A 24668-nucleotide genomic window follows, 5' to 3' on the forward strand; every position below is an offset into this window, starting at 1 on the left:
GCGTGTGCTCCTCCGGTCGAACTGCCCGTTCACCAGGGAGACTTGCGCGATGGCCTGCCCTTGTTCAGGGAGCACTCACCACCAGCGGTTGCACGCCCCCGGGCAGACACCCGCGCGTTCACGACCCTCGACCGGCTACACCACTCGGCGGGACACCATCCGTCAGCTCACCCTCGACACGCGGGACGACAAGCCCCTCGCGATCGAAGCCGTCGCCGATCGTGCCCGTGCCCGCTACGGGCAGCCGGTGCTCTACCCCGCTTCGCGATCTGGGACCAGGTCACCAGCGTCGCCGGCCTGCCCACCACGCCCTGAGCACCCGGCCGGAACCCGGCCCACCACACCCCAACACACCGTCAAAACACCTACACATCCAACAACGCGACAGCGCCGGTCCGCCGCTTCTGGCGGCCCGCAGCTTCGCCGTCCCTGACCGGCCCGGGCTGCCGCTGCGCACGCTGGAGGGCGTAGTCGTTCCGTAAAGGGGCCCTGGCCCTGGGCCCTGCGCCCACCCGTGGCCGCGTCATTTCTCCGTAACGTGGCGACCGTCTGGCCGAAACTAATTTCCACATAATCACCATGTACGGAATGCCAGAAATATTGTGGCTACTTTCCCATACACCGCTTCACCGGCTTGGGGGGTCAATGGCTGACAGTACGCTCATAAGTCCGCAAAGCCCGACAGTAATCGTCGGCCCGGTCACCGCGAAGCCCTACGCATGGCCGTACGACACATCCGTGCCCGCCGACCGTGTCGCCGTGCTCTGCATCGACTGGCAGACGGACTTCTGCGGACCCGGCGGTTACGTGGACACGATGGGATACGACATCTCGCTGACCCGGGCCGGGCTCCCGGCGACGCAGAAGCTGCTCGCGCACGCCCGCAGCACGGGCATGCTCGTGGTCCACACTCGTGAGGGGCACGCCCCCGATCTGGCAGACCTGCCGGCCAACAAGCGCTGGCGGTCCGCGCAGATCGGCGCCGAGATCGGCGCCGCCGGACCGTGCGGCCGCATTCTGGTCCGGGGGGAACCCGGCTGGGAGATCGTGCCCGAAGTGGCCCCGTTTCCCGGTGAGGTGATCGTGGACAAGCCGGGCAAGGGGGCGTTCTACGCCACCAACCTCGACCTCGTACTGCGCACCCGGGGCATCACACATCTGGTCCTCACCGGCATCACCACGGACGTGTGCGTCCACACCACCATGCGCGAGGCCAACGACCGCGGCTACGAATGTCTGATCCTCTCCGACTGCACCGGCGCGACGGACCCTTCGAACCATGAAGCCGCGCTGCACATGGTGACCATGCAGGGCGGCGTCTTCGGATGCGTCTCCACCGCCGACGACCTGATCGCCGCCACGACTGAGGCCACCTCCTGAGCTGACTCCCGGGACGGGCCCCTGCACCGCTCGAACAGTCCTGCACATCCGGGCGCATGGGCCCAATCCGCCCGAGCGACCGAGTCGACTCCAATTCCCCTCGACGAAAGCAGGAACCGCCATGGCAGTCCCAGAATCACTCAGTGTCGAGGCCGCCCCGTACCCGTTCTCCTTCGACCCCGCCGAGACGGCACTCGTTCTCATCGACATGCAGCGGGACTTCCTCGAACCCGGCGGATTCGGCGAGAGCCTGGGCAATGACGTGGAACAACTACGGAGAACCATCGCTCCGCTGCGGGCCGTACTCGACGCCTGCCGCGCCGTGGGCATGGCGGTCATGCACACCCGCGAGGGACACCTGCCGGACCTGTCCGACTGTCCCCCCAGCAAGCTGCTGCGAGGAAACCCCAGCATGCGCATCGGCGACCCGGGCCCCAAGGGCCGAATACTGGTCCGCGGTGAGGAGGGCCACGACATCATCGAGGAGCTCTACCCGGTGGCGGGTGAGCCGGTGATCGACAAGCCGGGCAAAGGCGCCTTCTACGCCACCGGGTTCGGTGATCTGCTCACCGCTCGCGGCATCCGCCGTCTCGTGGTCACCGGCGTCACCACCGAAGTGTGTGTGCATACGACGGTCCGCGAAGCCAACGACCGTGGATACGAGTGCCTGGTGCTGTCGGACTGCGTCGGCTCGTACTTCCCTCAATTCCAGCAGGCGGGCCTGGAGATGGTGGCCGCGCAGGGCGGCATCTTCGGCTGGACCGCGGAGTCGGCCGCGTTCCTGGCGGCACTGGCCACCGCATCGCCCGCCGGCCCCGACGCTCCTGAAACCGTCCGCGAACCGGCTAGCCAGCCGCTCTGACAGGGCCCCGGACCAGCGCCCCGGCCGACCGAGCGCGCCCCCGACTGACCCGACCGCACCGTCACCTCAGCGGTGCCTCGGCCCGCCAACACCCCGTTACCCGGCGTACCCCGCGCCGTAACCACCGCTCCACCCGACGAAGGGTGATCCCATGCTGTCGCTCCGCCGCACCGCCCCCACCGAGAAAAGACCCATGCCCCTCCCGCTGTGGGTACGGGGCGACACCAACGCGTTCTTCGGACTGGGCGTCAACGTCCTGGTCAATGTGCTCACTTTGACCGGGTTGTGCCTGGGAGTCCTCAAGATTCCCGCCGACGATGTCTTCCACATCATCCTGCCGGCGCTGGGCATCGCCCTGATCGCGGGCAACATCTACTACGCCTACCTCGGCCGCAGACTCGCGCTGCGGGAGGGGCGGCAGGATGTCACCGCGATGCCCTACGGGCCGAGCGTGCCGCACATGTTCATCGTCGTGTTCGTCATCATGCTGCCGATCTACCTCAAGACCAAGGATCCGCTGCTGGCCTGGAAGGCCGGTATCGCCTGGGCCTTCATCATCGGCGTGATCGTCATCATCGGGGCCTTCATCGGCCCGTACATACGCCGGTACGCACCCCGGGCAGCCCTGCTCGGCACCCTCGCCGGTATCTCTGTCTCCTTCATCTCCATGCGGCCTGCCGGCCAGATGTGGGACAACCTGTGGATCGCCCTGCCGGTCTTCCTGCTGCTCCTGATCGGTCTCATGACCGATCTGAAGCTGCCCGGCAACATCCCCATCGGGCTCGCCGCGCTGCTGGTGGGCACCGCCATCGGCTGGGCCGGCGGAGCAATGGACGGCTCTGCGGTCTCAGCGGCGGCCGACGACATCACCTTCGCTCTCCCGGGCCTCCACCTCGGCACGCTGTTCTCCGGTCTCTCGGACGTCGCACCGCTGCTCGCCACCGCCATCCCGCTGGGTGTCTACAACTTCACCGAGGGGATGAGCAACGTCGAGAGCGCCGCTGCCGCCGGTGACAACTACAACCTGCGTTCGGTACTGCTGGCCGACGGCGCGGGCGCCGTCATCGGCTCCGCGCTGGGCTCTCCCTTCCCGCCCGCCGTATACGTCGGTCACCCCGGGTGGAAGAAGGCCGGCGGGCGCACCGGCTACTCGCTGGCCACCGGCGCGGTCATCGCTCTGATGTGCTTCCTGGGCATGTTCAGTCTGTTGGGCGCGATCTTCCCGGTCGCCGCGATCGTGCCCATCCTGCTCTACATCGGCCTGCTCATCGGCGCCCAGGCCTTCCAGCTCTCACCCAAGGCACACGCCGCGGCCGTGGTCGCCGCACTCGTGCCGAACCTGGCCTCCTGGGCCGTCGGCCAGATCGACAACGCCCTCGCAGCCGCCGGCACCAGCGCGACCAAGGTCGGGGAGGCCGGTCTGGAGTCGTCGGGTGTCGTTTACCACGGGCTGATGGTCCTCGGCCAGGGCGCGATCCTGGCCGGCCTGATCCTGGGCGCGCTCGTCGCGTTCGTCATCGACAAACGGTTCGTCCCGGCGGCAGGAGTGGCCCTGGCCGGAGCGGCACTCTCCTTCATCGGGCTCATCCACGCCCCGAAGATCGACTGGAACGCCAGCGGGAGCGTCAGCCTCGGTTACCTCTTCGCAGCCGTGCTGTGCGGAGCCTTCGCTCTGACCCGGCCGGCGCCCCGCGAGCCGGACGCCGAGGAACTGGCACTCGAGCGGCTGCACGGCGGCGGCTCCTCTGCGGCTGCGGCGCCAGAGCCGGAGGACGAGCAGGGACCTGACCCGGTCCCGGAAACTGTGCCGGCCGGCGCCGGCGCCGCCGTCCTGCCGGACGAGGCCACCGAGACCGCCGAGCCGGACAAGTCGGCGGCCACCGACTGACGATGGCTCACCACAGCTGACGACGGCTGAAGGCGACTTCCGTGCGGCCGGGTGACCACCTGGCCGCACGGCCGCGCGAGGACGGATCGGACCCATGACGAACGGAGAGCGGATGGACGTGGACCTGCCACAGACGGTCGCCGAAGTGACGGCGGTCTTCGCCGGCTACGAGGAAGCCCTGGTCACCGACGACCACGAAAGCATCACCGGGTACTTCTGGACCTCACCCGACACGGTCCGCTTCGGTATCGCCGATCGGCAGGCCGGGATCGAGGAAATCCGGGACTGGCGACGGCAACAACCGCCGTTTCCCCCGGGCAGAAAACTCTTCGACACCAGAATCAGCACGTTCGGGACCGACTACGCGGTGGTCACCACCCTGTTCGCCTACCCCGGGGGTAACGCCGTCGGCCGCCAGACGCAGTCGTGGACACGCTTCTCCGTAGGCTGGCGCATTGTCAGCGCCCATGTGTCGGAGGTGCCGGACGAGACCTCCCGGCCGGGCGCGTGAAGGGCCTTGGCGGCCATGCCGACGAGACGGGCCGCCAGAAGCGGCGGACCGGCGCTGTCACGTTGTTGGATGTGTAGGTGTTTTGACGGTGTGGTGGGGTGTGGTGGGCCGGGTGCTCAGGGCGTGGTGGGCAGGCCGGCGACGCTGGTGACCTGGTCCCGGGTCGCGAAGCGGACGGTCATCTCGGCTCGGTAGTTGGGAGCGGACATCAGGTGGCGGCGGGGCCGGAAGTGGGGTGAAATGCCGCTGAACGCGGCGAGGAATCTCTGCGCTCCGCCGGCGCTGCGGAAGCCTTTCACGGCCCGTTCGCGCTGCCGGGTCGGTTGGCGGGAGTTCTCGGCCCGGTTGTTCAGGCCTTTGTGGGAGCGGTGCTCGACCGAGGGCATGATCTCGCGGTGGGCCGCGCCGTAGGAGCGGAGCCTGTCGGTGACGATCACCCGCGGCACCGCACCCGTGTTCTTCGGCAGGCGGCGGAAGAAGCGCCTGGCGAAGTACAGCCACACGCAGTGCGAGATGATCTCGACCGGGTACCGGTGCCCCTTGTACGACAGCGACGCGGACGACACGGGCGATCCCCTCCAGACACGATCAACCACAAGATCATCCCGCCCCGCTCAGCCAACGTGCCAACGCCGTTCCTGGAGTTCAGCGACACCTGAGGCACGAAGTATCCAGCGGTGATCAAGCTGTGGTCCGATGCCTGGGCGGAGTTCGCGCCCTTCCTCTCCTTCGACGTCGAGATCCGCAGCCGCGAGTGGCCGTAGCCGGCGTCGAGGGCCCGCCGGGGTGCCGGACAGCCCTTGGACGGTCCGCGATCGTCCAAGGGCTGTCCGGCCCAGCTCCGGGTCTCGGCACCTGTGTCAGCGCCAGTGGCCGATTTCGACGTTCTCCAGGACGCCGAGGGCGTCCGGCACCAGGACTGCCGCCGAATAGTAGGCCGTGACCAGGTACGAGATGATCGCCTGCTCGCTGATGCCCATAAAGCGAACGGACAGGCTCGGCTCGATCTCGTCCGGGATGCCGCTCTGCCTGAGCCCGATGACGCCCGCTTCCGACTCGCCCGTACGCATGCAGATGATCGATGTCGTACGGGCGTCGGAGATCGGGATCTTGTTGCAGGGGAAGATCGGCACACCGCGCCAGGCGGGCACCTGGTGGCCGTGCATGTCCACCGTGTCCGGGTAGAGACCCCGCTTGCTGCATTCCCGTCCGAACGCGGCGATCGCCCTGGGGTGGGCGAGGAACAGCTTGGATCCGCGGCGCCTGCTGAGCAGTTCGTCCATGTCGTCGGGGCTGGGAACGCCGTTGTGTGGCTGCAGACGCTGGTCGTACTCGCAGTTGTGAAGCAGACCGAACTCACGGTTGTTGACGAGTTCGTGCTCCTGGCGTTCTTTGAGCGCCTCCACGGTGAGCCGCAACTGCTGCTCCGTCTGGTTCATCGGCTGGTTGTAGAGGTCGGCGACCCTGCTGTGGATCCGCAGCACCGTCTGCGCGACGCTCAGTTCGTACTCGCGCGGGGCCGACTCGTAGTCCACGAATGTGTGCGGTAGCAGGGCTTCTCCGACGTGGCCGGCCGACAGGTCGATCGCGGCCTCCCCGTATTTGTTGGTGCGCTGCTCGGGAACGGACCGCACCTGCTCCAGGTGGGCGTGGAGCGATACGGAACGGTCCGCCAGTGTCAGGACATCCTGCCGGGTGAGGGCGAGAACGGTGCAATGGGTCAGGGCACGTGCCGTGAACTCCCAGATGCCGTCGGAGGCGGTGAGGCATTGGTCGCCGAAGTAGGCGCCGTCGGCCAGTACTCCGAGTACCGCGTCATCTCCGTAGGGCCCGGAGCCCACCTTCTCGACCTTGCCGTGCGCCAACAGGAACACCGTGTCCGCCTGGCTGCCGAAGGAGGCGAGGACCGCCCCGGGCTCGTACTCCTGCTGCCGGCAGCGCCGCGCCAGTTCGCCGAGCACCTCGAGGTCGCCGTAGTCCCGCAGAACCGGAAGTTCCCCCAGCTCGGCCGGGATCACTTCCACCTGGTCCCCCGTCTTCACGAAGGTCACGCGCCCGTCCCCGACCGCATAGTTCAGCCGACGGTTCACCCGGTAGGTTCCGCCTTCCACCTGGACCCAGGGCAGCATCCGCAGCAGCCACCTGGAGGTGATCTCCTGCATCTGCGGGGCGGACTTGGTGGTGGTGGCCAGGTTGCGCGCGGCCGACGTCGCCAGGCTCTGCTGGCGACGGTCTTGCTCCGTGCGGTTCTCGCTACCCGCCTCGACCGACATGTATTTCCCCCAAGCGTTTGTGATGGAGAATCAGTTTTTCGGCTCGCTGAAAAAGCGTGACATTTGAAACCGGCGTCTTGCCATAACTCAAACGAGTGGGAATGAACTGCCACCGAACGGGCACCACCGAGGATTCCCCAGAGGGGCGCTTCCGCTTTGACGGGCTCTTTTTGGCATGAAATTGCACCCAAATGGCACCCCCAATGGCGAAAGCGGAATTCACGCAGTGCGGCCGAGCCACGGGAGTGGCTCGATTGCGGATCGCAATTCGGCGGATTTGAGAGTACGACAAGGCCGAGTGCGTCGACGGCGCGGACGGGGCAACCGCCCGGTGAGACCGTCGCGCACCTGCTGCAGGGGCACCTCAGGCGCGGCCCCGTCCGCGGGACGGCGGCGGGACGGCGGCAGGAGTGCGGAGACGTGCGGAGGCCGGGATACGAGCCGCTGATGTACCGAGACCGGTGGGACGGGTGGGCAGGCTGGTCCACCTGCCCACCGGGCGGCGCAGCTCGGCTTCCTCGTATCGGTGGCACTGCCGGTGCCAGATGAGGATTCCGGCGAGCCAGTGCTTGAGTTCCTGTGCGTACCCGGTGAGCGTGGCCCGTGTGTCGGAGTCGAGATCCAGCTGGTCGAACATCTCCGGAAGCTCGGTGGACACCACGCGTTCGAACTCCCGCATCCGTGAGGTCATCAGATCGGCAACGATGCCGAGCGCTTCGGTGAGGCCGCAGTCGAAGAAGTCCTGGACGACGAGGACGGCGTTGTGGATCTCACCCTCGAACTCGATCTCCTTCTGGTACGAGTACAGGTCGTTGATCAGGGCCGCGTAGTCCGCCGCCGAGTTCTGCATCGCCTGGACGGGACGGCTCCGGTACGCCTCCGGCGGTACCGTGCGCCGGTGGGACAGGCGGCACAGACTCATCGTGAGGTCCGCCCCGAAGGTCTTGCGCCGCATCTCGATGTAGTCGACCGGGTCGGGGATGCGGTTCTCCGCCGCGTTGCACAGTTCCCACACCCAGCTGCCGGTCATGTCCTCGATGGTGCCGCGGAACGCGCGGCGTGCGGCGGTCGTCATCGGGCCGGCCGTACGGGACCACAGGTCCGCGAGCCCGCGTTCCAGCGCGTTCGCCGGGGTGGGGACCGCCGTGGAGTCCACCGGCATGAACGCGGACAGCCGCTCGTTGCACAGCCTGGCGCCGGTGATGTCGGACCGGGGTCCGAACACGGCGGGGTAGTAGTCGTCGGCGTACGTTCCCCAGGTGAGCCAGTGCGACGTCAGGTCCAGCTCTTCGGGGGAGGCGTCCGGATGGATGCCCGCCGAGCACAGGGCGAAGTCGAAGGCCCGCAGCTTGTGTTCGTCCCAGATGCCGGGACCGGGCACGCCGGGCAGCGGCTCCAGCATGCCCACCGTGTGGGCCCAGTCGACGACGTGCTCGCGTGAGTCGTCCAGATGAGGGCTCAGCTGTGTGGTGAACGGCATGTACAGCTCGGGGACGGGGACCGGCCCAACCCGCTGGAACGGCACATGCGCGTGGCTGCGCAGCCGCTTCGGCATCGTTGCCACCACCGAGGCCGTGATGCGGGCCGCGGAGGTGCCCAGACCGGTCGGACCGTGCAGGACACCCGCCAGGCCGCCCGGGATGGCTGATGCACTCGCCGTGACCGGTGAGCCTGCGGCCGCGCCGTTCATGTAGCGGCTGGAGCGCATGTGCCATTCGTGGCCGCCCGCCTGCCAGTCCTGGAGTCCCTTGACGTAGGCCAGGACGTCGGCGCAGGACTGCGGGGGCAGGCCGTGCTCGGCGAACAGCGGTGCCAGCTCGGTCAGCGCGGTGTGCTCGAACTGCTGCAGCCGAGAGGTGAGCAGCTCGTTGACGGCGTCGGCGGCCTGCTGGGTGTCGCAGCCCAGGAACCGTTCGAAGACCAGCACGCTGTTGGAGAGTTCGCCCTCGTCCTCGATCTCCCGCTGGTAGGAGAACAGGTCGTTCCGCAGGTGCACCGCGTCGGAGAAGGTGTCCCGGAGCACGAGCATGGGACGGCAGGCCGCGATCGGCTCCGGCACCTCGGCGCCCGCGGCGTACTCGACGAGACCCGCGGACCAGGGGGCACCGCCCACCTTGCGCCGCATCTCGATGTACTCCAGCGGATTGGCGACACGGCCGTCGGAGATGTTGCGCAGCTCCCACAGGGATTCCTCGAGCAGGGCTTTCGTGCTCGTCGCGAACCGGCGGCGCCAGTCCTGGGACATGGCCGGCACGGTGCGGGCCCACAGGTCGGCCAGGCCGCGTTCGACCGCGCTTGCCGGCTCCGCGGGCGCACCCCCGGGCTCCATCGGCATGAAGGCCGGCAACCGGTCGAGGTAGGCGCGGGCTCCGGGAAGGTCCTGGCTGCGCTTGAAACGCCGCAGGAAGTCGTCGTCGAAGAAGAACACCCACACGTACCACTCGGTGACCAAGGACAGCTCGGCGGCCGGGGCGTCGGGATGGGTGTACGAGCACAGCAAGGCGTAGTCGTGGGAGTCGAAGTCACGGCTGTCCCAGACCTCCGATCCCTCGATCATCCCCATCCTGCGGGCCCAGGTCTTGGAGTCCTTCCGCACCGTCTCCAGGTGGGGGCTGAGCCGTGCCGGGTACGGCTCGTAGAACGCCGGAAGTTTGAAGGGCTGTGACATGGTCTGCCTCTCGTTCCTCTCTGTGGAGGTGCTGCTTTCCGGATGCGTCGCTCTTTCGGACGACGGGCTGTCCGGGACGGCGTCGCCGCCGACGGCGGTCAGGGTGCGGCTGAGTCGACGGCGGGGAAGAGGTCGAGGAAGGGGCCGGCCGCCGTGCCGGCGTCCCGGCTGAAGGGGGAGTCGAATTCCCAGATCAAGAAGAGCAGGAAGGCGATCAGGGCGCTGAACAGGCCGGCGAGCAGCAATTCCGGTGGAGAGGTGCGGATCTGCAGGGTGAAGATCATGCCGATCGTCACCATCGCGCCCGCGATGAGGCCGAACCAGACCACGCCCGGCATCGCCCCACCCGCGCTGTCGCCCCGGGAGCCCCGGGCGTCATCGGCAACGGCAACCTGGTCGACCATCGGCTGGTAGGCCCGGTCCTCCTGATCGGTCCGCGGTTCGTAGCCGGCGACGTCCTTGCGTACCCGCGAGAACAGTTCGGTTCCCCGGTCGGACAGTTCGCCGTGATCGGCCATGACCTGCCACTCCTCGTCGACCACGTAGCGCACGTAGGCGTCGATGTCCTTCTTGATGCGGTCCCGTACGGCCGCCGGGTAGGCCTGAGCACGCTCGTTGACCTCGTGCAGGGCCTGGGCCTCGGCGCGTACGTTGTCATGCGCGGCACTGCGCGCCTCCCAGCCACCGGCGATGGCGAGTCCGAGCACGATCGCGTAGACAACACCGATCATCATGGTCATGTACTCGATGACGTCGGGGGTCTCGGTGGGATCGTCATCAGCACCGATACGCCGGTGCTTGAGCAGGGTGATGGCCAGGACCACCACGCAGGCCGAGGCCATCACCAGAGCCAGGACCAGCCATTGCGACATGGAACCTCCGTAGAGCGGCAGGGTCGGTGGGGCTTGCAGTGGGGGCTTGGTCCGGTCGCTGCGTCTCAACCTGTGGCGGTGGTGAGGGGCGCGACCCAGGTGGCCGCCTAACGGCCGCGCCCGCCGCCCCGGGACGAGGAACGCGTGCGCAGGGCCGCCGCGGCCAGTACCGCCGGAGCCATGAGCAGCAGGGCCAGGGTCATCAACGGGATCCCGTCGCGTGTCGCTCTGCGCGGCGGGGCCTGGTACGTCCGGTGCGTGTCGGGCTGCGGGGTCGGCGCCGCCCGCTCCGGGTGTTTCGGCTTCTGGCTCGGCATACCGGCCGCCTTCGAGGGGTGCGGCCGGGTCGGCACGGGAAGCGCGGCCTGCGGAGCTGTGACCCTCGGTGGGGAGGGCGTGGGGGTCGGGGAAGCAGGGGTAGGTGACGGGGAGGCAGGGGTGGGGACAGGGGCGCTCGGAGGCGAGGGCTCAGGACGCGGAGTAGGTGAGGGCTCAGGACGCGGAGTAGGTGAGGGCGGCGCGGGCGGCGTGGCGGGCGGCCTCTCGCACGGTCGCTTCCACACGAGGCTCAACTGCAGCTGGGGCGCCGTGCGCGCTGTCACGGCCACGTACGAGTGCGGGCAGGGGTCACACCCCACGGTCACGAGGGAGTGGCCACCCTCGGTGTCAACGACGATCCGACGGCATCCAGGCGCGGGCCCCGCCGTCACTTCGACACGTACACCGTGGGGCGGCGGGCTGTCCGTATCGGCCGTCTCCGCCCGCACCGCACCACTCGTGAGTGCAACCGAGCCCAGCACGACAACGGCGGCGACGCTCACTCGCATCAGTCCCCTGCGGGCCGACGTGATCCCCCACTCCGTCATGTCTTCAAGGCTGTGCAGGCAGACCTGCGGGCAATCGGGATACGTCGCGCTTCCCTCGGACGAGGCATGCCACGACCTGGCGTTCGAATGGACAGGAGTCCGGGGATCCCGCAGCAGGCCGGGCCGGCCTGCGCCGACTCGCAGTAGCCGGCTGTCCGCCGGCGCGATCAACTCCGCGGTGGCGTCCGCCCGCACGCCCGCGTGACAGCCGGCCCGTTCTCCTCTTCCGCCGCCTCCCGCGGTCCCTCTGGGAAGGGCCGTGGTGCAGGGGATGGGGCCAGGGCGCGCTCGGTGGGCGTTATCGGGTCGGGAGCCAGGTGAGATCCGGCGGGTACGGGTCCGTGTGGACGGCGTACGACAGGGTCTTGCGGCGGGAGATGGCGGTCAAGGAGGTGGGGCGGCGTCTCGGACTTCTTCGTGGCCCTGCTGCCCTGGCGCTCTTCGCCCTCGGGCTCTGCGTCCTCGCCGTACAGGCGTGCGCGGCCCTCACGCGGCGGCGCGCCGCGAGCGAGTGCCCCTGTGGCGGTGGTACGTCCGGTCGCTCGCGCCGCCCTCGCTGTGGACCGACGAGGAGCGGGATCAGCGCCGTGCCGCCGCTGAACGGGCCGTGGACGAGGCGCTGTCGACGGCCGACCGGCGGGTGGTGGCCGCGTCGCCGGGCAGGGGACGACCGACGTCTGACCAGGAGACACCGCCCGCCGAGACGCCTGCCTGGACGTGCACTTCGACGGGAAGAAGTGGCGGTCGTTCCCGACGCCCGAGTTCCACCGCCCCGAGCCGGATCCGGAGGACGACGCCTCGCTGTACGACATCGTCACCGTCTCCCGGGACGACGTCTGGGCGTTCGGTGCCCACAGGTACTGGACGGGCGAGGGTGAAGCTGCCGGTGTCGGCCTCGGTGAGGATGTCGGGCTTGGCGAGGCGTTTCAGCTCGGCGCGGGTGCCTTCGATGTTCTTGCGCAGCAGTTCGTGGTCGAGGGCTTCGCTGACATCACGGGCCCGGAGGGGGCCGGTGGCCTCGTTGAAGACGGCGAGGATGCGGGGGTCAGGTTCGGCGACCGCGACCTCGCCGATCTCGGCCGATCTCGCCGCCGGAGCTCAAGGGACCGACCGGGAGCGGCTCAGCAACTGCAGCCGCAGTCGCAGCCGTCGCAGCCGCAGCCGTCGTCGCCGCAACAGTTCCCGCAGCACTCACAGCAGCTGCAGCAGTCACCGCAGCCGCTGCAGTCGGTGCTGGTGCACAGTCCTTCCCGGCGTTCCCGGCTCCACGGGTCGTCGAACCCTCCGCAGCACATCTGGCAGGTGCAGGCGAGCCCCATCCACACCGCGCACCCGGCGAGCAGCCCGCGCCGGTCGCGGCGGGGCGGCTCCGGGGGCAACGGGGCCCACGGGCCGCCGGGCGGGGCGTACGGTCCGCCCGGCATCGCTCCTGTCGGCGCGGGTCCGTGCGCGCAGGCGGCGGTGCCGAAGGCCCGGTCCACGGAGGTGCGCAGCTCGTGCACGAGCAGCCGGTGCGCGAGCTTCGCGTCCGTGAAGTCGGCCTCCCGCAGCGCGAGCCGTATCCCGTGCACGGCGTCGTCGGCGAGCCGCCGGGCCTCCGTGAGCGGCGTCCCGGTCGCGGTGAGCGGGTTCCAGGCACCCGACGCGGCGTCAGCCTCCTTGTCCTCCACGGCGTCCAGGAGATGCGCGAGCCGCCCGAAGAGGCGCCCGGCCTCGGCGAGCGGTTCCGCGTTGCCCGGCCGTCCGGCGAGGACCGCGGTGTGGGCGAAGGCGGCGGCGGTCGCGGTCTCGGTCGGTTCGGTGACCGTGAGAAGGGGCGTTCCGAGCCCGGCGAGCGCCTCGATGCCGACCTGCCGGTCCACGGCGTCGACGAGCAGGGCGGTGTCGAAGCCGACGTCCGAGCCGGTCCGCTCCCCGGCCCGGCCCCAGCTCGCGGCGACCCGGCGCGCGGCGAGCGCCACCGGTTTGCGGGCCAGCAGCCCGTCCTTGTCGGCGACGTGGTCGCGCACCTTGGCGGAGGCGAGCACCAGCGAGACGGCGGCCGCGAGCCGCGCCCCCTCACCGTGTGCGACGGACGCGCTACGCATTCCGCGCAGCGGACACGGTCCCGCCGTGCGCCGCCCGCCGCCGTCCTTCTCTGCCTGAGCCTCCGTCAGAACAGATATCAGCAAGCCGTCGTAGTTCGTGACGACCCTCGCGAACTGTCCGTGGTCCTTGCGCAGCGCGAGGCACAGCCCGCACAAATGCGCCATCCACTGGGTTTTGAGACTCTCTCCGAGCCGGTGACGGCAGGGCCTGACGATTCCGAACACGACGATCCCCCGTGGTACGTAAGGCGTTGAACTGCGGTGAGCTGCGGCATCGTACCGATCCCCGCGTTCACCCGTACACGCCGCCCATCACCCATACGCCGTGAAGAATCGTATTTCACTCACAGTCAGCAGTCGTTTGCGGAACGATCCTTGGGACATACGGACTCTCGACGGATTCGCTGTGCACCAGTACCGTCACAAACCCCCCGCGCGGCGTCTGTCCACTTGGCGCGAACCTTGCCGCCCGTCCTGACCTTGTGGCCGCCGCAGGGCGAGCTCCTTTTCGCCTACGGAGGAGGCAAGCCCGGGTCCGCCAGCCGCCCGACCGCCTTCACGGTGACCCTGATCGACCGGTGGCCGCCGTAGCTGAGAGGCACCTCGCGGATGCGGACGACGGAGACGTCGTCGGGGTCCGCGCCCCTCTCGATCGCCCGCTCGACGGCGGTGGCGCGCGCCTCCTGGAGAGCTTCCCGACGTCCCGAACCGGCCGGGACGACGGTCTCGTACTCACCGCCGACGAGGGCGATGGCCGCGCCGACCGCGTTGGCGACATCCGCGTTGCGGGGCCGTTCGACGGCATGCCCGCCGACCGTGTCGGGGACCAGGCCTGCCGCGCCGCCGACGGCGATGACCGGCTGGTCGCAGCGGCCGTGCGAGACGAGGCCCACGGCATGGGACAACTCGGTGTCGAAGTCCTCCACCGCCGTCTTGAGCCGGGCGGCCGGCCCGCCGTCCCGGTGGTCGGCGATGCGGTCACGGTCCCCGAGGGCGATCCGTCCGGCGAGGACTCCCGCGTCGCTGAGCGTGGGCGTGTCGCCGCCGAACACCAGGGCACGCGTGGTGATCGCCCGGTCGACGGAGTCGGGTCCGACACGGCTGTCGTGGACGACGGTGCCGCCGCCGTAGGCGATGGACAGCACGTCGGGCATGGACAGGTTCGTCTGTACGCCGCCGATGACGCACCCGGCGGCGCTCTCCCGCGCGAAGCCGTCGACCAGGACGCCCAGGTCGGTCGTGGTGCCCCCGACGTCGGCGACGATGGCGTCGCTTCGGCCGGTCAGCAGCGCGGCGCCGCGCAGGGAGTTCGACGGCCCGGAGCCGATGGTGAGCACGGGGAAACGGTCGGCGTGGGCCGCCTCCATGAGCGTGCCGTCGTTCTGCGCGAAGTAGGTGGCGGCGTCGAGGCCGTGGTCGGTGACGACCCGGGAGAGGGCCGCCGTGACCACTCCGATCGCGGGGCCGAGCGCCGCGTTGAGGACCGTCGAGTTCTCTCGTGCCAACAGGCCCAGGGCGCCGATCTGATGGCCCATCGAGACGCGCACTCCAGTGCCGAGTTCGGCCCGTACGAGCTCGGCGACGCACAGTTCGTGCTCAGGTTGCACCGGCCCGAACACCGAGGTCACGGCGATCGCCTGGGCTTGTCCCGCGACCTCCCCCAGGAAACGCTTGACGGCCTCGATGTCCAGCGGGGCCACCGGGTGCCCGTCGATCAGATGACCGCCGCCGACCCCGGCGACACCGGCGACGACCTTCCCGTACAGGTCGGACGGCCAGGCGGCGAGCGGCGGGACCGCGTCGGCGACCGGTCCGGCGATACGCAGGACGCCGACCCGGGCGAGGCCCTGGCGCTCGGCGACAGCGTTGGTGGCGTGGGTCGTGCCGAGCATGACGGCGCGTACGTCCCGGGACCGCTCCCCCAGTTCCGCCAGGACCGCTTCGAGCGCGGCGCGCATACCGCCGGTGACGTCGTCCGTGGTCGGCCGCTTGGCGCGGGCGACGAGCCGGTCGCGCGCGTCGAGCGCCACGGCGTCGGTGTTGGTGCCGCCCACGTCGATGCCGATCCGCAGCCGGGACGAGGGGTTGCGGGTCGACGAGGAGTTGCGGGTCATCGGCGGCCCCCTTCCATCAGCAGGCCGGTCCACTCCACCGGCATGTAGTGATGCTCGTATCCGAAGGCCGCCGGGCCCGCGACCTCCAGGCCGCGCGGGGTGCGCCACAGCGGGTCGCACGGCCAGGCGAGCACCGTGACCCGCTGGCCGAAGCGCAGGGACTCGGTGGCGATCGGGATGCCCGTCTGCGTGTCGCACACCGTGATCAGGTCGGGAACGCTCGCGAGGACCGCGCCGCCCTCCCACGCCACCAGGTTCTCGTTCTGCAACTCGATACGCAGATGCCGCCCGTGGTCGGCGCCACGCCCGGAAACGGTCACGCTCCCGCGGACGAAGCCCTCGTCGGTGTCCCGGTCCACGTCCTCGAGCACGCCGGTCACAAGACGCCGGGCGCCGAGGGCGGCGACCAGGGCGTCCATGGGCTCATCGGCGGTTCGCAGCACCCGGCCCACCTCCAGGGCCCGGGACACCGACCCGTGGACCACCGCGTCCCGGTCGGCGGGCGTCAGCAAGTGGTCGGCCATGAGCGCCGACGAGCCCGAGGCGACGCACAGAGCCCGCCCCCAGCGCTCGGCCCACACCGCGTCGACCGGCCGCAGCGAGGCCGTGTTGCCGAGCGCGTCGACGAGGACGACGACCTCGGGTTTCAGGCCCGCGACGTGCATGGACACCATCTGCAGCTCGGGAAAGGCGCGTCCCATCCCGTCCGCGTCCAGCAGGGGCAGCCCGAGCCGGGCCGCCCAGCCGACCGGTGCCACGCCGTTCGCGCCGCCGATCTCCGCGGCCATCACGGCGACGACCCGCCGCCCGGTCAGCCGCTCGACCTCGGCCCGGGCCGCCTCCGCCTCCCGGCCGCTGCCCGGCATCTCCAGGGCGACGGTGGGCGCGCCGATCATCGACAGCGGGAGGATCAGTCCGTCCGTCGGCAGATCGGTCATCGGTACGAGGGGGACGTCGCCGTACGTCTTCAGGGCCACGGAAGCGGCCAACAGCTCACCGGAGACGTCGCCGCCGCCACCGGTGCCGTAGACAGCGCAGCCGAGGGCCAGGCCGTCGAGGTCGTCGGCGGTCAGGACCATCGGCTCAGCCACGGCCGGCCTCCTGAGGACGGGCGGACCGCTCGCTCCAGCGCCACAGCGCCGCGTACACCGCCACGGTGAACGCGGGCCCGACCACGAAGCTCACGTCGCTGCCTGCCAGCGCCTCGGACAGCGGCCCCTGGAAGTCGGAGGTGTTCACGCACAGCACGGAGACGGCCGTACCCGTCGCGAGCGCGGCCACGCCCGCGACGTTGAACCCGCCGCGGTACCAGAAGCGGCTGGTCCGCGTCTCGTCGTGGAGGGCGACGCCGTCGTAGCGGTTGCGGCGCAGCACGATGTCGGCGACGTACAGGGCCATGGAGGGAGCGAGCACGACCACGGTCATCTCGAGGAGTCGGCTGAGCGTGTCGGTGAAGTCGTGGACGAACAGGGCGTACGAGGCGATCGCCATGCTGAGCGCGGCGTCGAGGAACACCGAGCGCGCCCGGCTCACGCGCAGCCCCATCGACTGCAGGCACAGGCCGGAGGAGTAGGCGGTGAGGATGTTGTTCGTGATCGAGCTGAACACGATGACGAACAGGAACACCGGATAGAACCAGCCGGGCACGATCTCGGCGATGTTGCCCTGCGGGTCGCCCATGTCGATGCGCGTACCGGCGAGGACGCCGAGCACGCCCAGCATCACAGGGGGCAGGAAAGCGCCGAGCGCCGTGTGGCCGAGGACCCGGCGCAGCGACACCGTGCGGGGCAGATAGCGCGCGTAGTCGGCGCCGTTGGCCCAGGACAGCGGCACGGCGGCGATGATCGCGACGCCGATCGAGAGCGTGGCCCACAGGTCCGCGCCGTGCAGTGGGGCCTCCGGTACGTAGCCGGTGTCGGCCTCCCGCAGCACGAACACCGCGAGCAGCACCATCACGGTGGCGAGCACGGCGGTGAAGTACGGGCTGAGCCGCACGATCGTCGCGTGGCCGAAGATGCTGACGGCGAAGGTCACCGCGGCGGTGACGAGCAGCACGATCACCTTGACCGGACCGGAGACGGTCAGCCCGGCGTGGTCGGCCAGCGCGAATCCGGCGAGCGCCCCGAGCGCGAGGTTGACGGCTTCGTACGCGATCGCGACGAGCCAGCCGATGCCCGCGCTGAAGGGCCGGTTTCCGCGCACGCCGTACATCGCGCGGGTGACGACGACGCTCGGGGTGCCGGACGGCGGACCGCTGATGGCGAGGGTGCCCACGCCGACCCAGTACAGGTTGCCCACGACGAGTACCAGCACGGACTGCCAGAGGGTCAGTCCGAGCAGCAGGACGACACCGCCGAGGACGAAGTAGAGGTACGTGATGTTCGCGGCGAACCACACCCAGAACAGCTCGCGCGGACGTCCGTGGCGCTCGGCGTCGGGGATGTGGTCGATGCCGCGCACTTCGACGCGGCCGGGCAGATCACCGCCCGAGCCGCCCGGCCCGCCGGTGCCGTCCGGGCCGGGCGGGCCCGCCGACGCGGGTGTCAGTACCGGCTGAGGGTCCATGAGTGCCACCGCCCAGAAGTTGTCGACCACGATCTTATTGGCCATGTGACCAACAGAAACGGACGGCAGGAGTCGACCACGGGCGGCACGAACCGGTCAAGAACTATTGGCCTGGAAGCCAATAAAAGTAACCTGGAGTTTGCACGGGCCGTACCGGCTGACGTAGGAAGAGCCCCATGAGCGCACCGCAGCCCACCGCCAAGAGCCGGCGTCTGGCACCCGCCGAGCGGCGACAGGAGATCATCGAGGCAGCCGCGGCGGTCGCACTGGAGGAGGGGCTCGCGGCCGTGACGTACCGCGGCGTCGCCGCCCGGCTCGGCTGTGCGCCGGGCTTGATCCACCACTACTTCGACGTCGTGGAGGCGCTGGAGGCTGAGGCGTTCACCCACGCCGTCAGCACCGACTTCGAGCGCACGTTCCAGGAGGTCGAGGAACTCGGCGACGCGGTGCAGGGACTGCGTCACATGCTGCGCGTCTGGGTCTCGGAGAGCCCGGAGCCGCACAAGACGGTGTGGCTCGACGCCTGGTACATGGCGGCCCGAAAGCCAAGGGTCCACGCGGCCGTGGACCACGCCATGCGCGTCACCCACAGCCGCCTGGCCGCGGTCCTGGAGCGGGGCGTACGCGAGGAACGCTTCACCCCGCACGACCCCGACGCCCTGGCCTGGCAGCTGCTCACGGCCCTGGACGGCGTCATCGTCCACTCCTCGATCGGCGTGAACCAGGGCATCGTGGACGTCCGCCGCACCATCGCCCGCTTCACCGAAACCGCGCTGGGCCTCGAACGGGACGCTTTGGCCTCGGCGTTCGACGACTGAGCACGCCCCGGGGCCAGGACAGCCCCGGCCCGAGTCGGCCCGCAGGGCCGGGAGCGTGGCAACGACGGACGCGCGGCGATGGGCGCTCAACCCGACCGCCGTGGAAATGGCAGCGTTCGCTCCCCGGCCGGGGAGCGGACAGCCGGCGCACTGCGCCCGCAGGACCGGTGTCCGCCTGGAAGAGCGCTCTACAGCGAGCCCCCAGGCGCCGCAGGACGTCGAGCACCCGGATGCCCAACACACCGATCCGCACGAACCACGCCCGCGAGACGCGGTCGGCTTTGTGGCGTCTTCAGGTTCCAGCTCGAACGTGAAATAGATGAACCGCTCCGGGCCTGGCCCGCCACACTCACAGCCGGCTCGTGGACGCTTCACAGGCAGCGGCCTTACTGTCACGCACAACCAGCAGGTGGCACAGACGAGCAAAAGGCGAGCCCTCATGAGCGAAGAACTCCACGACCACGACAGAGGTCTCTCCTTCGACCTCCCCACGCTTCACCGCCGCAAGATGATCCGGCTGCTGGCCGGCGTGAGTCTGGTCCCGGTAGTGGGCTGCAGCAGTGAGGAGCCGGAGACCGCCGGCTCCTCGCCCTCCTCGGCCTCGTCCTCCGCGGCCTCCTCGGGGGCATCCGAGGCGAGTTGCGAGACCATCCCGGGCGAGACGGCCGGGCCCTACCCCGGCGACGGGTCCAACGGCGTCAACGTCCTCAAGGAAAGCGGCGTCGTCCGCTCGGACATCACCTCCAGCTTCGGCTCCGCGAACGGCACCGCCGAGGGCGTACCGCTGACCATCACCCTCACCGTCGTCGACGCCACCTCCGGCTGCGATACGCCGAAAGAAGGCGCGGCCGTCTACCTCTGGCAGTGCGACCGGGACGGCAACTACTCGCTGTACTCCGAGGGCGTCACCGAGGAGAACTACCTGCGCGGCGTACAGGAGACCGACTCCAAGGGCCAGGTCACGTTCACCAGCGTCTTCCCTGGCTGCTATCCGGGCCGCTGGCCGCACATCCACTTCGAGGTGTACGGCAGCCTGGACGACGCGACCAACGCCACATCCATCACGGCGACTTCACAGCTCGCCTTTCCGAAGGACGTCTGCGACACGGTGTACGCGAGCGACGGCTACGAACAGAGTGTGCAGAACCTGGGCCAGCTCTCCCTGGAGAGCGACATGATCTTCAGCGACGGCTACGACCAGCAGATGGCCACGGTCGAAGGCAGCGTCGACAAGGGCTACACAGCCACGCTCACGGTGCCGGTCTGACCGCCACCGCGTGAGCCGAGCCCTCGACGTCACCCGGCGTCGCAGGCCGGATGTGCCCCGCATCGCCCACGTACAAAAGCGGCGACCGGCCTGCCGATGCAGGTCCGGTCGCCGCCCAATGTCGTCCGACGAGAGAGGCGTCAGTACGAACTGCGCCTCATACGGCGCAACAGCACGAAGCCGGAGATCACGAGCACCGCTCCGGCCGCGGCCGGCCACAGCTGGGTACCCGTTTCGGCCAGAGAGCCGGAACCACCCTGCGGTTCGGTCTGTGCACCGGCCGCCTGATCGTTCCCGCCCGCGTCCGACGCCTGGTCCGAGTAGTCGCCTTCACCACCGCTGCCGCTGTCGTCCAAGCCCTCCGCCGGTGACACGTCCTGATCGCCCTGGGTGGGCGAGGGTGTCGCGTAGACCTCGGGGTTCGGGCGGCTGGCGGGCGCGGATCCGACCTCCGGTTCGGCGTCCGGCGCCTTCGTGGCCGGCTCCGGCGTGTCCTTGTCTCCGGCGTTGTCGCCGTTGCCACCGTTGCCGGCGTCCGCCTCGTCGTTCCCGCCGTTCCCGGCGTTGCCGCCGTTCCCACCGGACGCGTCGTCAGGGTTCTCCGTCGGCTTGTCCTGAGGGTTCTCCGTCGGCTTGTCCTGCGGCTCCTCACCGGCGCCCGCACCCGCGTCGCCGCCCACGCCGCACTTCCGGCCGGCGTTGATGCAGTCGACCATCTCCCCCATCAGGTCCTCGTCGAAGACGTTGATGAAGTCGCCGTGGTCCGTGACCGGCTTGTGCACCTGCTCGGGGAAGGAGTCCACCGCGAACAACGGAACCGTACGACCGCCGTCGTTCAGGCTCGGCGCGTCGACGTCGTAGACGATGCGCTGCACCAGCTGCGGGATCGCCTGGAAGCCGTTCGCGCAGTTGCCGCCCGCGTCGGCGAAGGCCACGTGGGTGCGGTGGTTCGCGCTGTCGATGTTCCGGCCGTCCCAGCAGCTCTGGAACTTGAAGGTGCGCACCACGTCACTGCCCTGGGGACAGAGCGGGTACTTGTCCTTCAGCTGCCGGTCCTCGAACCCGGTGCAGCTCCACGAAGCATTGGCATTCGCCGTGCCGTTGACGAACGCCTTGGCGTCACCGGTGATGATGCGCAGCAGTCGCGGCATCTCGGTGACCTTGCTCTGCGGGTTGCCCACGAAGTCCAAGGTCACTTTCTTGGGCGTGACGATCTCACCGACGTTGCCCTCGATGCCACCGCCCGGCGCGTTCGCGTCCTGCTCCTGCACGCCGTTCTGCAGACGCAACACCGGCCAGTAGTACGTGGACTTGTCGCCCTGGTCCACGCACGTCGTGTCGCCGTTCGCCAAGTCCTCGTCGCTCGCGAAGGCGTCGTTGGCCTGGTTGCCGACGTAGTCGTGGAAGTGGTGGGCGCCGTTGGTGACGCCGGGGGCCACGATCACGTTGTCCGAGTTGAACAGGCCGTTGGCGTTCACGCCACAGCTGGTGGTGAAGGTGCCGCGGGAGGCGTTGCTCTGCTGCTGCGGCTTTGCCACGTTGGGCTGCACGGTCTTGATGTCGGTGAAGTCCGCGGCCACGGGCGCGTTGGCGGCCTGACCGCCGTTGCCGCCCTGCTGGTCACCCTGCTCCTGGCCGTCCTGGCCCTCACCCTGCTCCTGGCCCTGTTCGTCCTGATTGGCGTCGCCCGCGTCCTGGCCGTCGCCCGCCTGATCGCCGTTCTCGCCGCCGCCGGCCTCGTTACCGGTAGCGCGCAACGTACAGGCGGCAAGAGATTCAAGACCCTCCGGACGCTCCCCCACACGCCCGATGGCGATCGCGATCCGGTCGATCGTCGCGGTCCGCTTGTCCTTCAGCGGATTCATGATCGCGTTGTCGGCGAAGCCGGCGTCCTGCTGGACGGCCTGCGCCGAGTTCTGCAGTCGCTGGTAGGCCTCGGCGATCTGCTTGTCCAGGAGGGCGAGTTGCTTGTCGACCTCCGCCCTCGCCTGGTCCGGCACCGCCGTCAACTTGGTGCCGACGTCCGGGCAGTCGATCGTGGCAGCACCCGAAGCCAGAACCTGGTCGGCCTGACTTTGACCCGGCTGCTGACCCGAGCCGCTCTCGGTGGCCGTGGCGTAAACGTTCGCCGCTACCAGCGCACCTCCTCCCAGCATCAGCGCGACCGCCGCAAAGGTCGTGCGTCGTGCGCCCGTTGGGCGTCTTCGCGTGTTGCGTCTCACGGGAGTACTCCTACGGTTCGGCGGAGGCCTGGCATGACAATCCCCTGCCCCCATACGGAGCCGAGCCCTGCCATGTTCAAACGCCCCACAAATTCATAGAGACCTCTCACAAACCAGTCACCCGGACGACCTACATCAGGGCACACACGTCACCATGAAGACATGACGGATTCGACGGACATCCCGGCTGGCCCGCCCGCCCCCGACGATGTGGTGAACTCCCAGCAGGCCGCGGCCTGGAACGGTTACGAGGGCCGGCACTGGGCCGACCACCAGGACCGCTACGACGCCCTCAACGACGGGGCCAACACCCCGCTCCTCGACGCGGCGGCCCTCGCGCCGACCGACCGCGTTCTCGACATCGGCTGCGGCAACGGCCGCGTCACCCGCCTGGCTGCCGACCGCGCCGCGTACGCCCTGGGCATCGATCTGTCGGCGCCCATGCTGGAGCGGGCGCGGGCGAGCGCCGCCGCCGAGTCCCTCGGCCATGTGGAGTTCGTACGGGGCGACGCGCAGGTGTACGGCTTTGAGGAGGCCGCGTTCGACGTGGCCGTCAGCCGCTTCGGCATCATGTTCTTCGCCGATCCGGTCGCGGGGTTCGGCAACATCGGACGTGCCCTGCGCCCGGGCGGGCGGCTCGCCTTCGTCTGTCCGCAGGAGTTCGCACGCATGGGCCAGTCCACGGTCTTCGCGGCGATCGGAGAGCACGTACAGCTGCCCGACCTGTCACAGTCCACCGGCCCGGGCCCGCAGGCCTTCGCGGACCCCGGCCACACCCGGCGGATCCTGGCCGGCGCCGGCTTCGACGACGTGACCGTCGAGGGCGTCGAAGTGCCGCAGTACTGGGGCAAGGACGCCGACGACGCGGCCGGGTTCCTCTTCGGCTTCGGGCCGCTGCGGCACTGGCTGCGCGAGGCGGACGCCGATTCCGCTACGGAGGAGCGTGCCCGGCGGGCCGCGGTGGAGGCCTTCGGCGCGTATCAGGACGACAGTGGCGTACGGCTGACGGGCCGTTACTGGCTCGTCACCGCCGTACGCCCGTGAGGTCCCGGAGTACGTGCTTCACGCGCTGTGGTCGGTGAAGGGGCCGCCCGTGGTGAAGGCCCGCTCGGCGAAGCGTTCGCCGATGCGGCGGTGGGTGGCGGCGTCCGGGTGGAGTTCGTCGGGCAGGGGCAGTTCGGCGAAGTCGGTTTCGCCGTAGAGGTCGCGGCCGTCGAGGTAGTGCAGGTGGGGGTCGTCGGCGGACCGCTGGCGCACGATGCGGGACAGCTCTTCCCGGATGACGCCCAGCGTCAGTTTTCCGGTGGCACGCTCGGCGGGGTCGCCGGTGGCCCGAAAGCGCAGCTCTCCGGCGGCGAGCGCGCTGAAGTCGAAGGCGCCGGGGCCCGGCGTGTCCTCGTGGATGGGGCACAGGATGGGCGAGACGACCAGCAGCGGTGCGGTGGGGTGGCCCTCGCGGATGGTGTCGAGGAATCCGTGCACGGCGGGGGTGAAGGCGCGCAGGCGCATCAGGTCGGCGTTGACCAGGTTGATGCCGAGCTTGAGGCTGATCAGGTCGGCGGGGGTGTCCCGTATCGCGCGGGCGGTGAAGGGGTCGAGCAGGGCGCTGCCGCCCAGGCCGAGGTTGATCAGTTCCACGCCGCCGAGCGAGGCGGCCAGTGCGGGCCAGATGGTGGTGGGGCTCGCGGCGTCGGAGCCGTGGCTGATCGAACTGCCGTGGTGCAGCCAGACTTTGCGGCCCCGGTCCGCGATGGGCTCGACAGGAGCGTCGGTGCGCAGGGCGACCAGTTCGGTGGTCTCGTTGTGCGGCAGCCAGATCTCGATGTCCTTGATGCCGTCGGGCAGGTCGGTGAAGCTCAGGGTGCCGGGCGGGCCTGGCTGGTGCTCGGCGGTTCCGGTGGTCAGGTCGATCGTCACGGTGTTGCCGCCGGTCACGGTGGCCTGGCTGGTCAGACGGCCGTCGACGAGCAGGTCGTATATGCCGTCCGGGCGGGGCGGGGCACCTACGTAGGTCCGTTTGGTGGGCAGCGTGTCCATTTCGACGGTGGTGGCACGGGTGCGGAAGAGCAGTCGTACGCCGGAGGGCTGGGACTCCACCATGGCGAGCTGCGGGTCGGTGCACTGGGCGCGGGCTCGGGCGGGCAGGCGGTGCGGCAGTACGCCGTGGGTGGTGTGCTCCAGGTCGAGGGCGCCGCGGAGGAGGTCCGAAGTGATGGGCGTGGTGGTCCAGTTGTGGTGGGTGTGCATGGCCTCCGCCTGTTGATCGGCATGGTCA

The 24668-nt window shown here is 69.7% G+C and carries 17 protein-coding genes and 1 pseudogene; 7 read left to right on the forward strand and 11 right to left on the reverse strand.

Annotation, left to right across the window (positions count from 1 at the left end):
* The first annotated feature begins 645 nt into the window (after positions 1-645).
* The 4 genes from biuH to OP79_RS07300 all read left to right on the forward strand — a co-directional run bounded on the left by biuH (position 646) and on the right by OP79_RS07300 (position 4641).
* Positions 646-1380, forward strand: coding sequence for a biuret amidohydrolase (biuH, locus tag OP79_RS07285; protein ID WP_211270753.1), 735 nt, complete (start codon positions 646-648; stop codon positions 1378-1380).
* 121 nt (positions 1381-1501) lie between these two features.
* Positions 1502-2242: a cysteine hydrolase family protein gene (locus tag OP79_RS07290; protein ID WP_033319191.1), complete on the forward strand. Its 741-nt coding sequence runs from the start codon at positions 1502-1504 to the stop codon at positions 2240-2242.
* Between the two features lie 151 nt (positions 2243-2393).
* On the forward strand, positions 2394-4130 hold the full coding sequence (locus tag OP79_RS07295; RefSeq protein ID WP_033319192.1) for a hypothetical protein: 1737 nt from the start codon (positions 2394-2396) through the stop codon (positions 4128-4130).
* Between the two features lie 94 nt (positions 4131-4224).
* Entirely contained in the window at positions 4225-4641 is a 417-nt protein-coding gene (locus tag OP79_RS07300) for an AtzH-like domain-containing protein (protein WP_245685239.1), read from the forward strand.
* A gap of 116 nt (positions 4642-4757) precedes the next feature.
* On the opposite strand, the pseudogene OP79_RS07305 reads toward OP79_RS07300, so the two are convergent.
* The 9 genes and pseudogenes from OP79_RS07305 to OP79_RS07345 form a co-directional block, all read right to left on the reverse strand.
* A pseudogene (locus OP79_RS07305) lies at positions 4758-5129 on the reverse strand (DDE-type integrase/transposase/recombinase); the annotation flags it as partial.
* Between the two features lie 372 nt (positions 5130-5501).
* Positions 5502-6914, reverse strand: a complete 1413-nt coding sequence (locus OP79_RS07310; protein WP_033319194.1) for a family 2B encapsulin nanocompartment shell protein — start codon at positions 6912-6914, stop codon at positions 5502-5504.
* A gap of 364 nt (positions 6915-7278) precedes the next feature.
* Entirely contained in the window at positions 7279-9582 is a 2304-nt protein-coding gene (locus OP79_RS07315) for a family 2 encapsulin nanocompartment cargo protein terpene cyclase (RefSeq protein WP_051744470.1), read from the reverse strand.
* 98 nt (positions 9583-9680) lie between these two features.
* A complete protein-coding gene (locus OP79_RS07320) occupies positions 9681-10454 on the reverse strand; it encodes a bestrophin-like domain (RefSeq protein ID WP_033319195.1) in 774 nt (257 codons plus the stop codon).
* Positions 10455-10561: 107 nt separating this feature from the next.
* On the reverse strand, positions 10562-10771 hold the full coding sequence (locus OP79_RS50360) for a hypothetical protein (protein ID WP_051744471.1): 210 nt from the start codon (positions 10769-10771) through the stop codon (positions 10562-10564).
* A 1670-nt stretch (positions 10772-12441) separates the two neighbouring features.
* On the reverse strand, positions 12442-13632 hold the full coding sequence (locus OP79_RS07330; RefSeq protein ID WP_078491659.1) for a DUF5685 family protein: 1191 nt from the start codon (positions 13630-13632) through the stop codon (positions 12442-12444).
* Positions 13633-13919: 287 nt separating this feature from the next.
* Positions 13920-15521 carry a hydantoinase/oxoprolinase N-terminal domain-containing protein gene (locus OP79_RS07335; RefSeq protein WP_033319197.1) on the reverse strand — a complete coding sequence of 534 codons (1602 nt, stop codon included), beginning with the start codon at positions 15519-15521 and terminating at the stop codon, positions 13920-13922.
* Positions 15518-16612: an S-methyl thiohydantoin desulfurase family protein gene (locus tag OP79_RS07340; protein WP_211270754.1), complete on the reverse strand. Its 1095-nt coding sequence runs from the start codon at positions 16610-16612 to the stop codon at positions 15518-15520. The genes OP79_RS07335 and OP79_RS07340 overlap by 4 nt, the downstream gene beginning before the upstream one ends.
* The gene (locus tag OP79_RS07345; RefSeq protein ID WP_106972317.1) at positions 16605-18131 is read right to left on the reverse strand and encodes a purine-cytosine permease family protein; all 1527 of its coding nucleotides are present in this window, start codon (positions 18129-18131) and stop codon (positions 16605-16607) included. Before OP79_RS07345 ends, OP79_RS07340 begins: the two co-directional genes overlap by 8 nt.
* A 131-nt stretch (positions 18132-18262) precedes the next feature.
* Between OP79_RS07345 and OP79_RS50365 the strand changes: the two genes are divergently transcribed.
* Both OP79_RS50365 and OP79_RS07355 read left to right on the forward strand, forming a co-directional pair.
* Positions 18263-18904: a TetR/AcrR family transcriptional regulator gene (locus OP79_RS50365; RefSeq protein WP_051744472.1), complete on the forward strand. Its 642-nt coding sequence runs from the start codon at positions 18263-18265 to the stop codon at positions 18902-18904.
* Positions 18905-19343: 439 nt separating this feature from the next.
* On the forward strand, positions 19344-20171 hold the full coding sequence (locus tag OP79_RS07355) for an intradiol ring-cleavage dioxygenase (protein ID WP_033319198.1): 828 nt from the start codon (positions 19344-19346) through the stop codon (positions 20169-20171).
* Between the two features lie 140 nt (positions 20172-20311).
* Here the strand turns inward: OP79_RS07355 and OP79_RS07360 are convergent, their stop codons facing one another.
* Positions 20312-22327, reverse strand: coding sequence for a DUF1996 domain-containing protein (locus OP79_RS07360; protein ID WP_033319199.1), 2016 nt, complete (start codon positions 22325-22327; stop codon positions 20312-20314).
* Positions 22328-22555: 228 nt separating this feature from the next.
* On the opposite strand from OP79_RS07360, the gene OP79_RS07365 reads away from it, so the two are divergent.
* A complete protein-coding gene (locus OP79_RS07365; protein ID WP_051744473.1) occupies positions 22556-23437 on the forward strand; it encodes a class I SAM-dependent methyltransferase in 882 nt (293 codons plus the stop codon).
* An 18-nt stretch (positions 23438-23455) separates the two neighbouring features.
* On the opposite strand, the gene OP79_RS07370 is transcribed toward OP79_RS07365, so the two are convergent.
* Complete coding sequence (locus tag OP79_RS07370; RefSeq protein ID WP_033319200.1) at positions 23456-24640, reverse strand: GDSL-type esterase/lipase family protein; 1185 nt, start codon at positions 24638-24640, stop codon at positions 23456-23458.
* Positions 24641-24668: the final 28 nt, after the last annotated feature.

This window comes from Streptomyces yerevanensis (genome assembly GCF_000716805.1).
GTDB classification, from domain to species: Bacteria; Actinomycetota; Actinomycetes; order Streptomycetales; family Streptomycetaceae; genus Streptomyces; species Streptomyces flaveus.

What these genes read in the sequence shown, in the direction of transcription:
- biuH (WP_211270753.1), top strand. Translation starts at nt 646, where the DNA reads ATGGCTGACAGTACGCTCATAAGTCCGCAAAGCCCGACAGTAATCGTC.
- OP79_RS07290 (WP_033319191.1), top strand. Translation starts at nt 1,502, where the DNA reads ATGGCAGTCCCAGAATCACTCAGTGTCGAGGCCGCCCCGTACCCGTTC.
- OP79_RS07295 (WP_033319192.1), top strand. Translation starts at nt 2,394, where the DNA reads ATGCTGTCGCTCCGCCGCACCGCCCCCACCGAGAAAAGACCCATGCCC.
- OP79_RS07300 (WP_245685239.1), top strand. Translation starts at nt 4,225, where the DNA reads ATGACGAACGGAGAGCGGATGGACGTGGACCTGCCACAGACGGTCGCC.
- OP79_RS07310 (WP_033319194.1), bottom strand. Translation starts at nt 6,914, where the DNA reads ATGTCGGTCGAGGCGGGTAGCGAGAACCGCACGGAGCAAGACCGTCGC.
- OP79_RS07315 (WP_051744470.1), bottom strand. Translation starts at nt 9,582, where the DNA reads ATGTCACAGCCCTTCAAACTTCCGGCGTTCTACGAGCCGTACCCGGCA.
- OP79_RS07320 (WP_033319195.1), bottom strand. Translation starts at nt 10,454, where the DNA reads ATGTCGCAATGGCTGGTCCTGGCTCTGGTGATGGCCTCGGCCTGCGTG.
- OP79_RS50360 (WP_051744471.1), bottom strand. Translation starts at nt 10,771, where the DNA reads ATGCCGAGCCAGAAGCCGAAACACCCGGAGCGGGCGGCGCCGACCCCG.
- OP79_RS07335 (WP_033319197.1), bottom strand. Translation starts at nt 15,521, where the DNA reads ATGACCCGCAACTCCTCGTCGACCCGCAACCCCTCGTCCCGGCTGCGG.
- OP79_RS07345 (WP_106972317.1), bottom strand. Translation starts at nt 18,131, where the DNA reads ATGGCCAATAAGATCGTGGTCGACAACTTCTGGGCGGTGGCACTCATG.
- OP79_RS50365 (WP_051744472.1), top strand. Translation starts at nt 18,263, where the DNA reads ATGAGCGCACCGCAGCCCACCGCCAAGAGCCGGCGTCTGGCACCCGCC.
- OP79_RS07355 (WP_033319198.1), top strand. Translation starts at nt 19,344, where the DNA reads ATGAGCGAAGAACTCCACGACCACGACAGAGGTCTCTCCTTCGACCTC.
- OP79_RS07360 (WP_033319199.1), bottom strand. Translation starts at nt 22,327, where the DNA reads ATGCTGGGAGGAGGTGCGCTGGTAGCGGCGAACGTTTACGCCACGGCC.
- OP79_RS07365 (WP_051744473.1), top strand. Translation starts at nt 22,556, where the DNA reads ATGACGGATTCGACGGACATCCCGGCTGGCCCGCCCGCCCCCGACGAT.
- OP79_RS07370 (WP_033319200.1), bottom strand. Translation starts at nt 24,640, where the DNA reads ATGCACACCCACCACAACTGGACCACCACGCCCATCACTTCGGACCTC.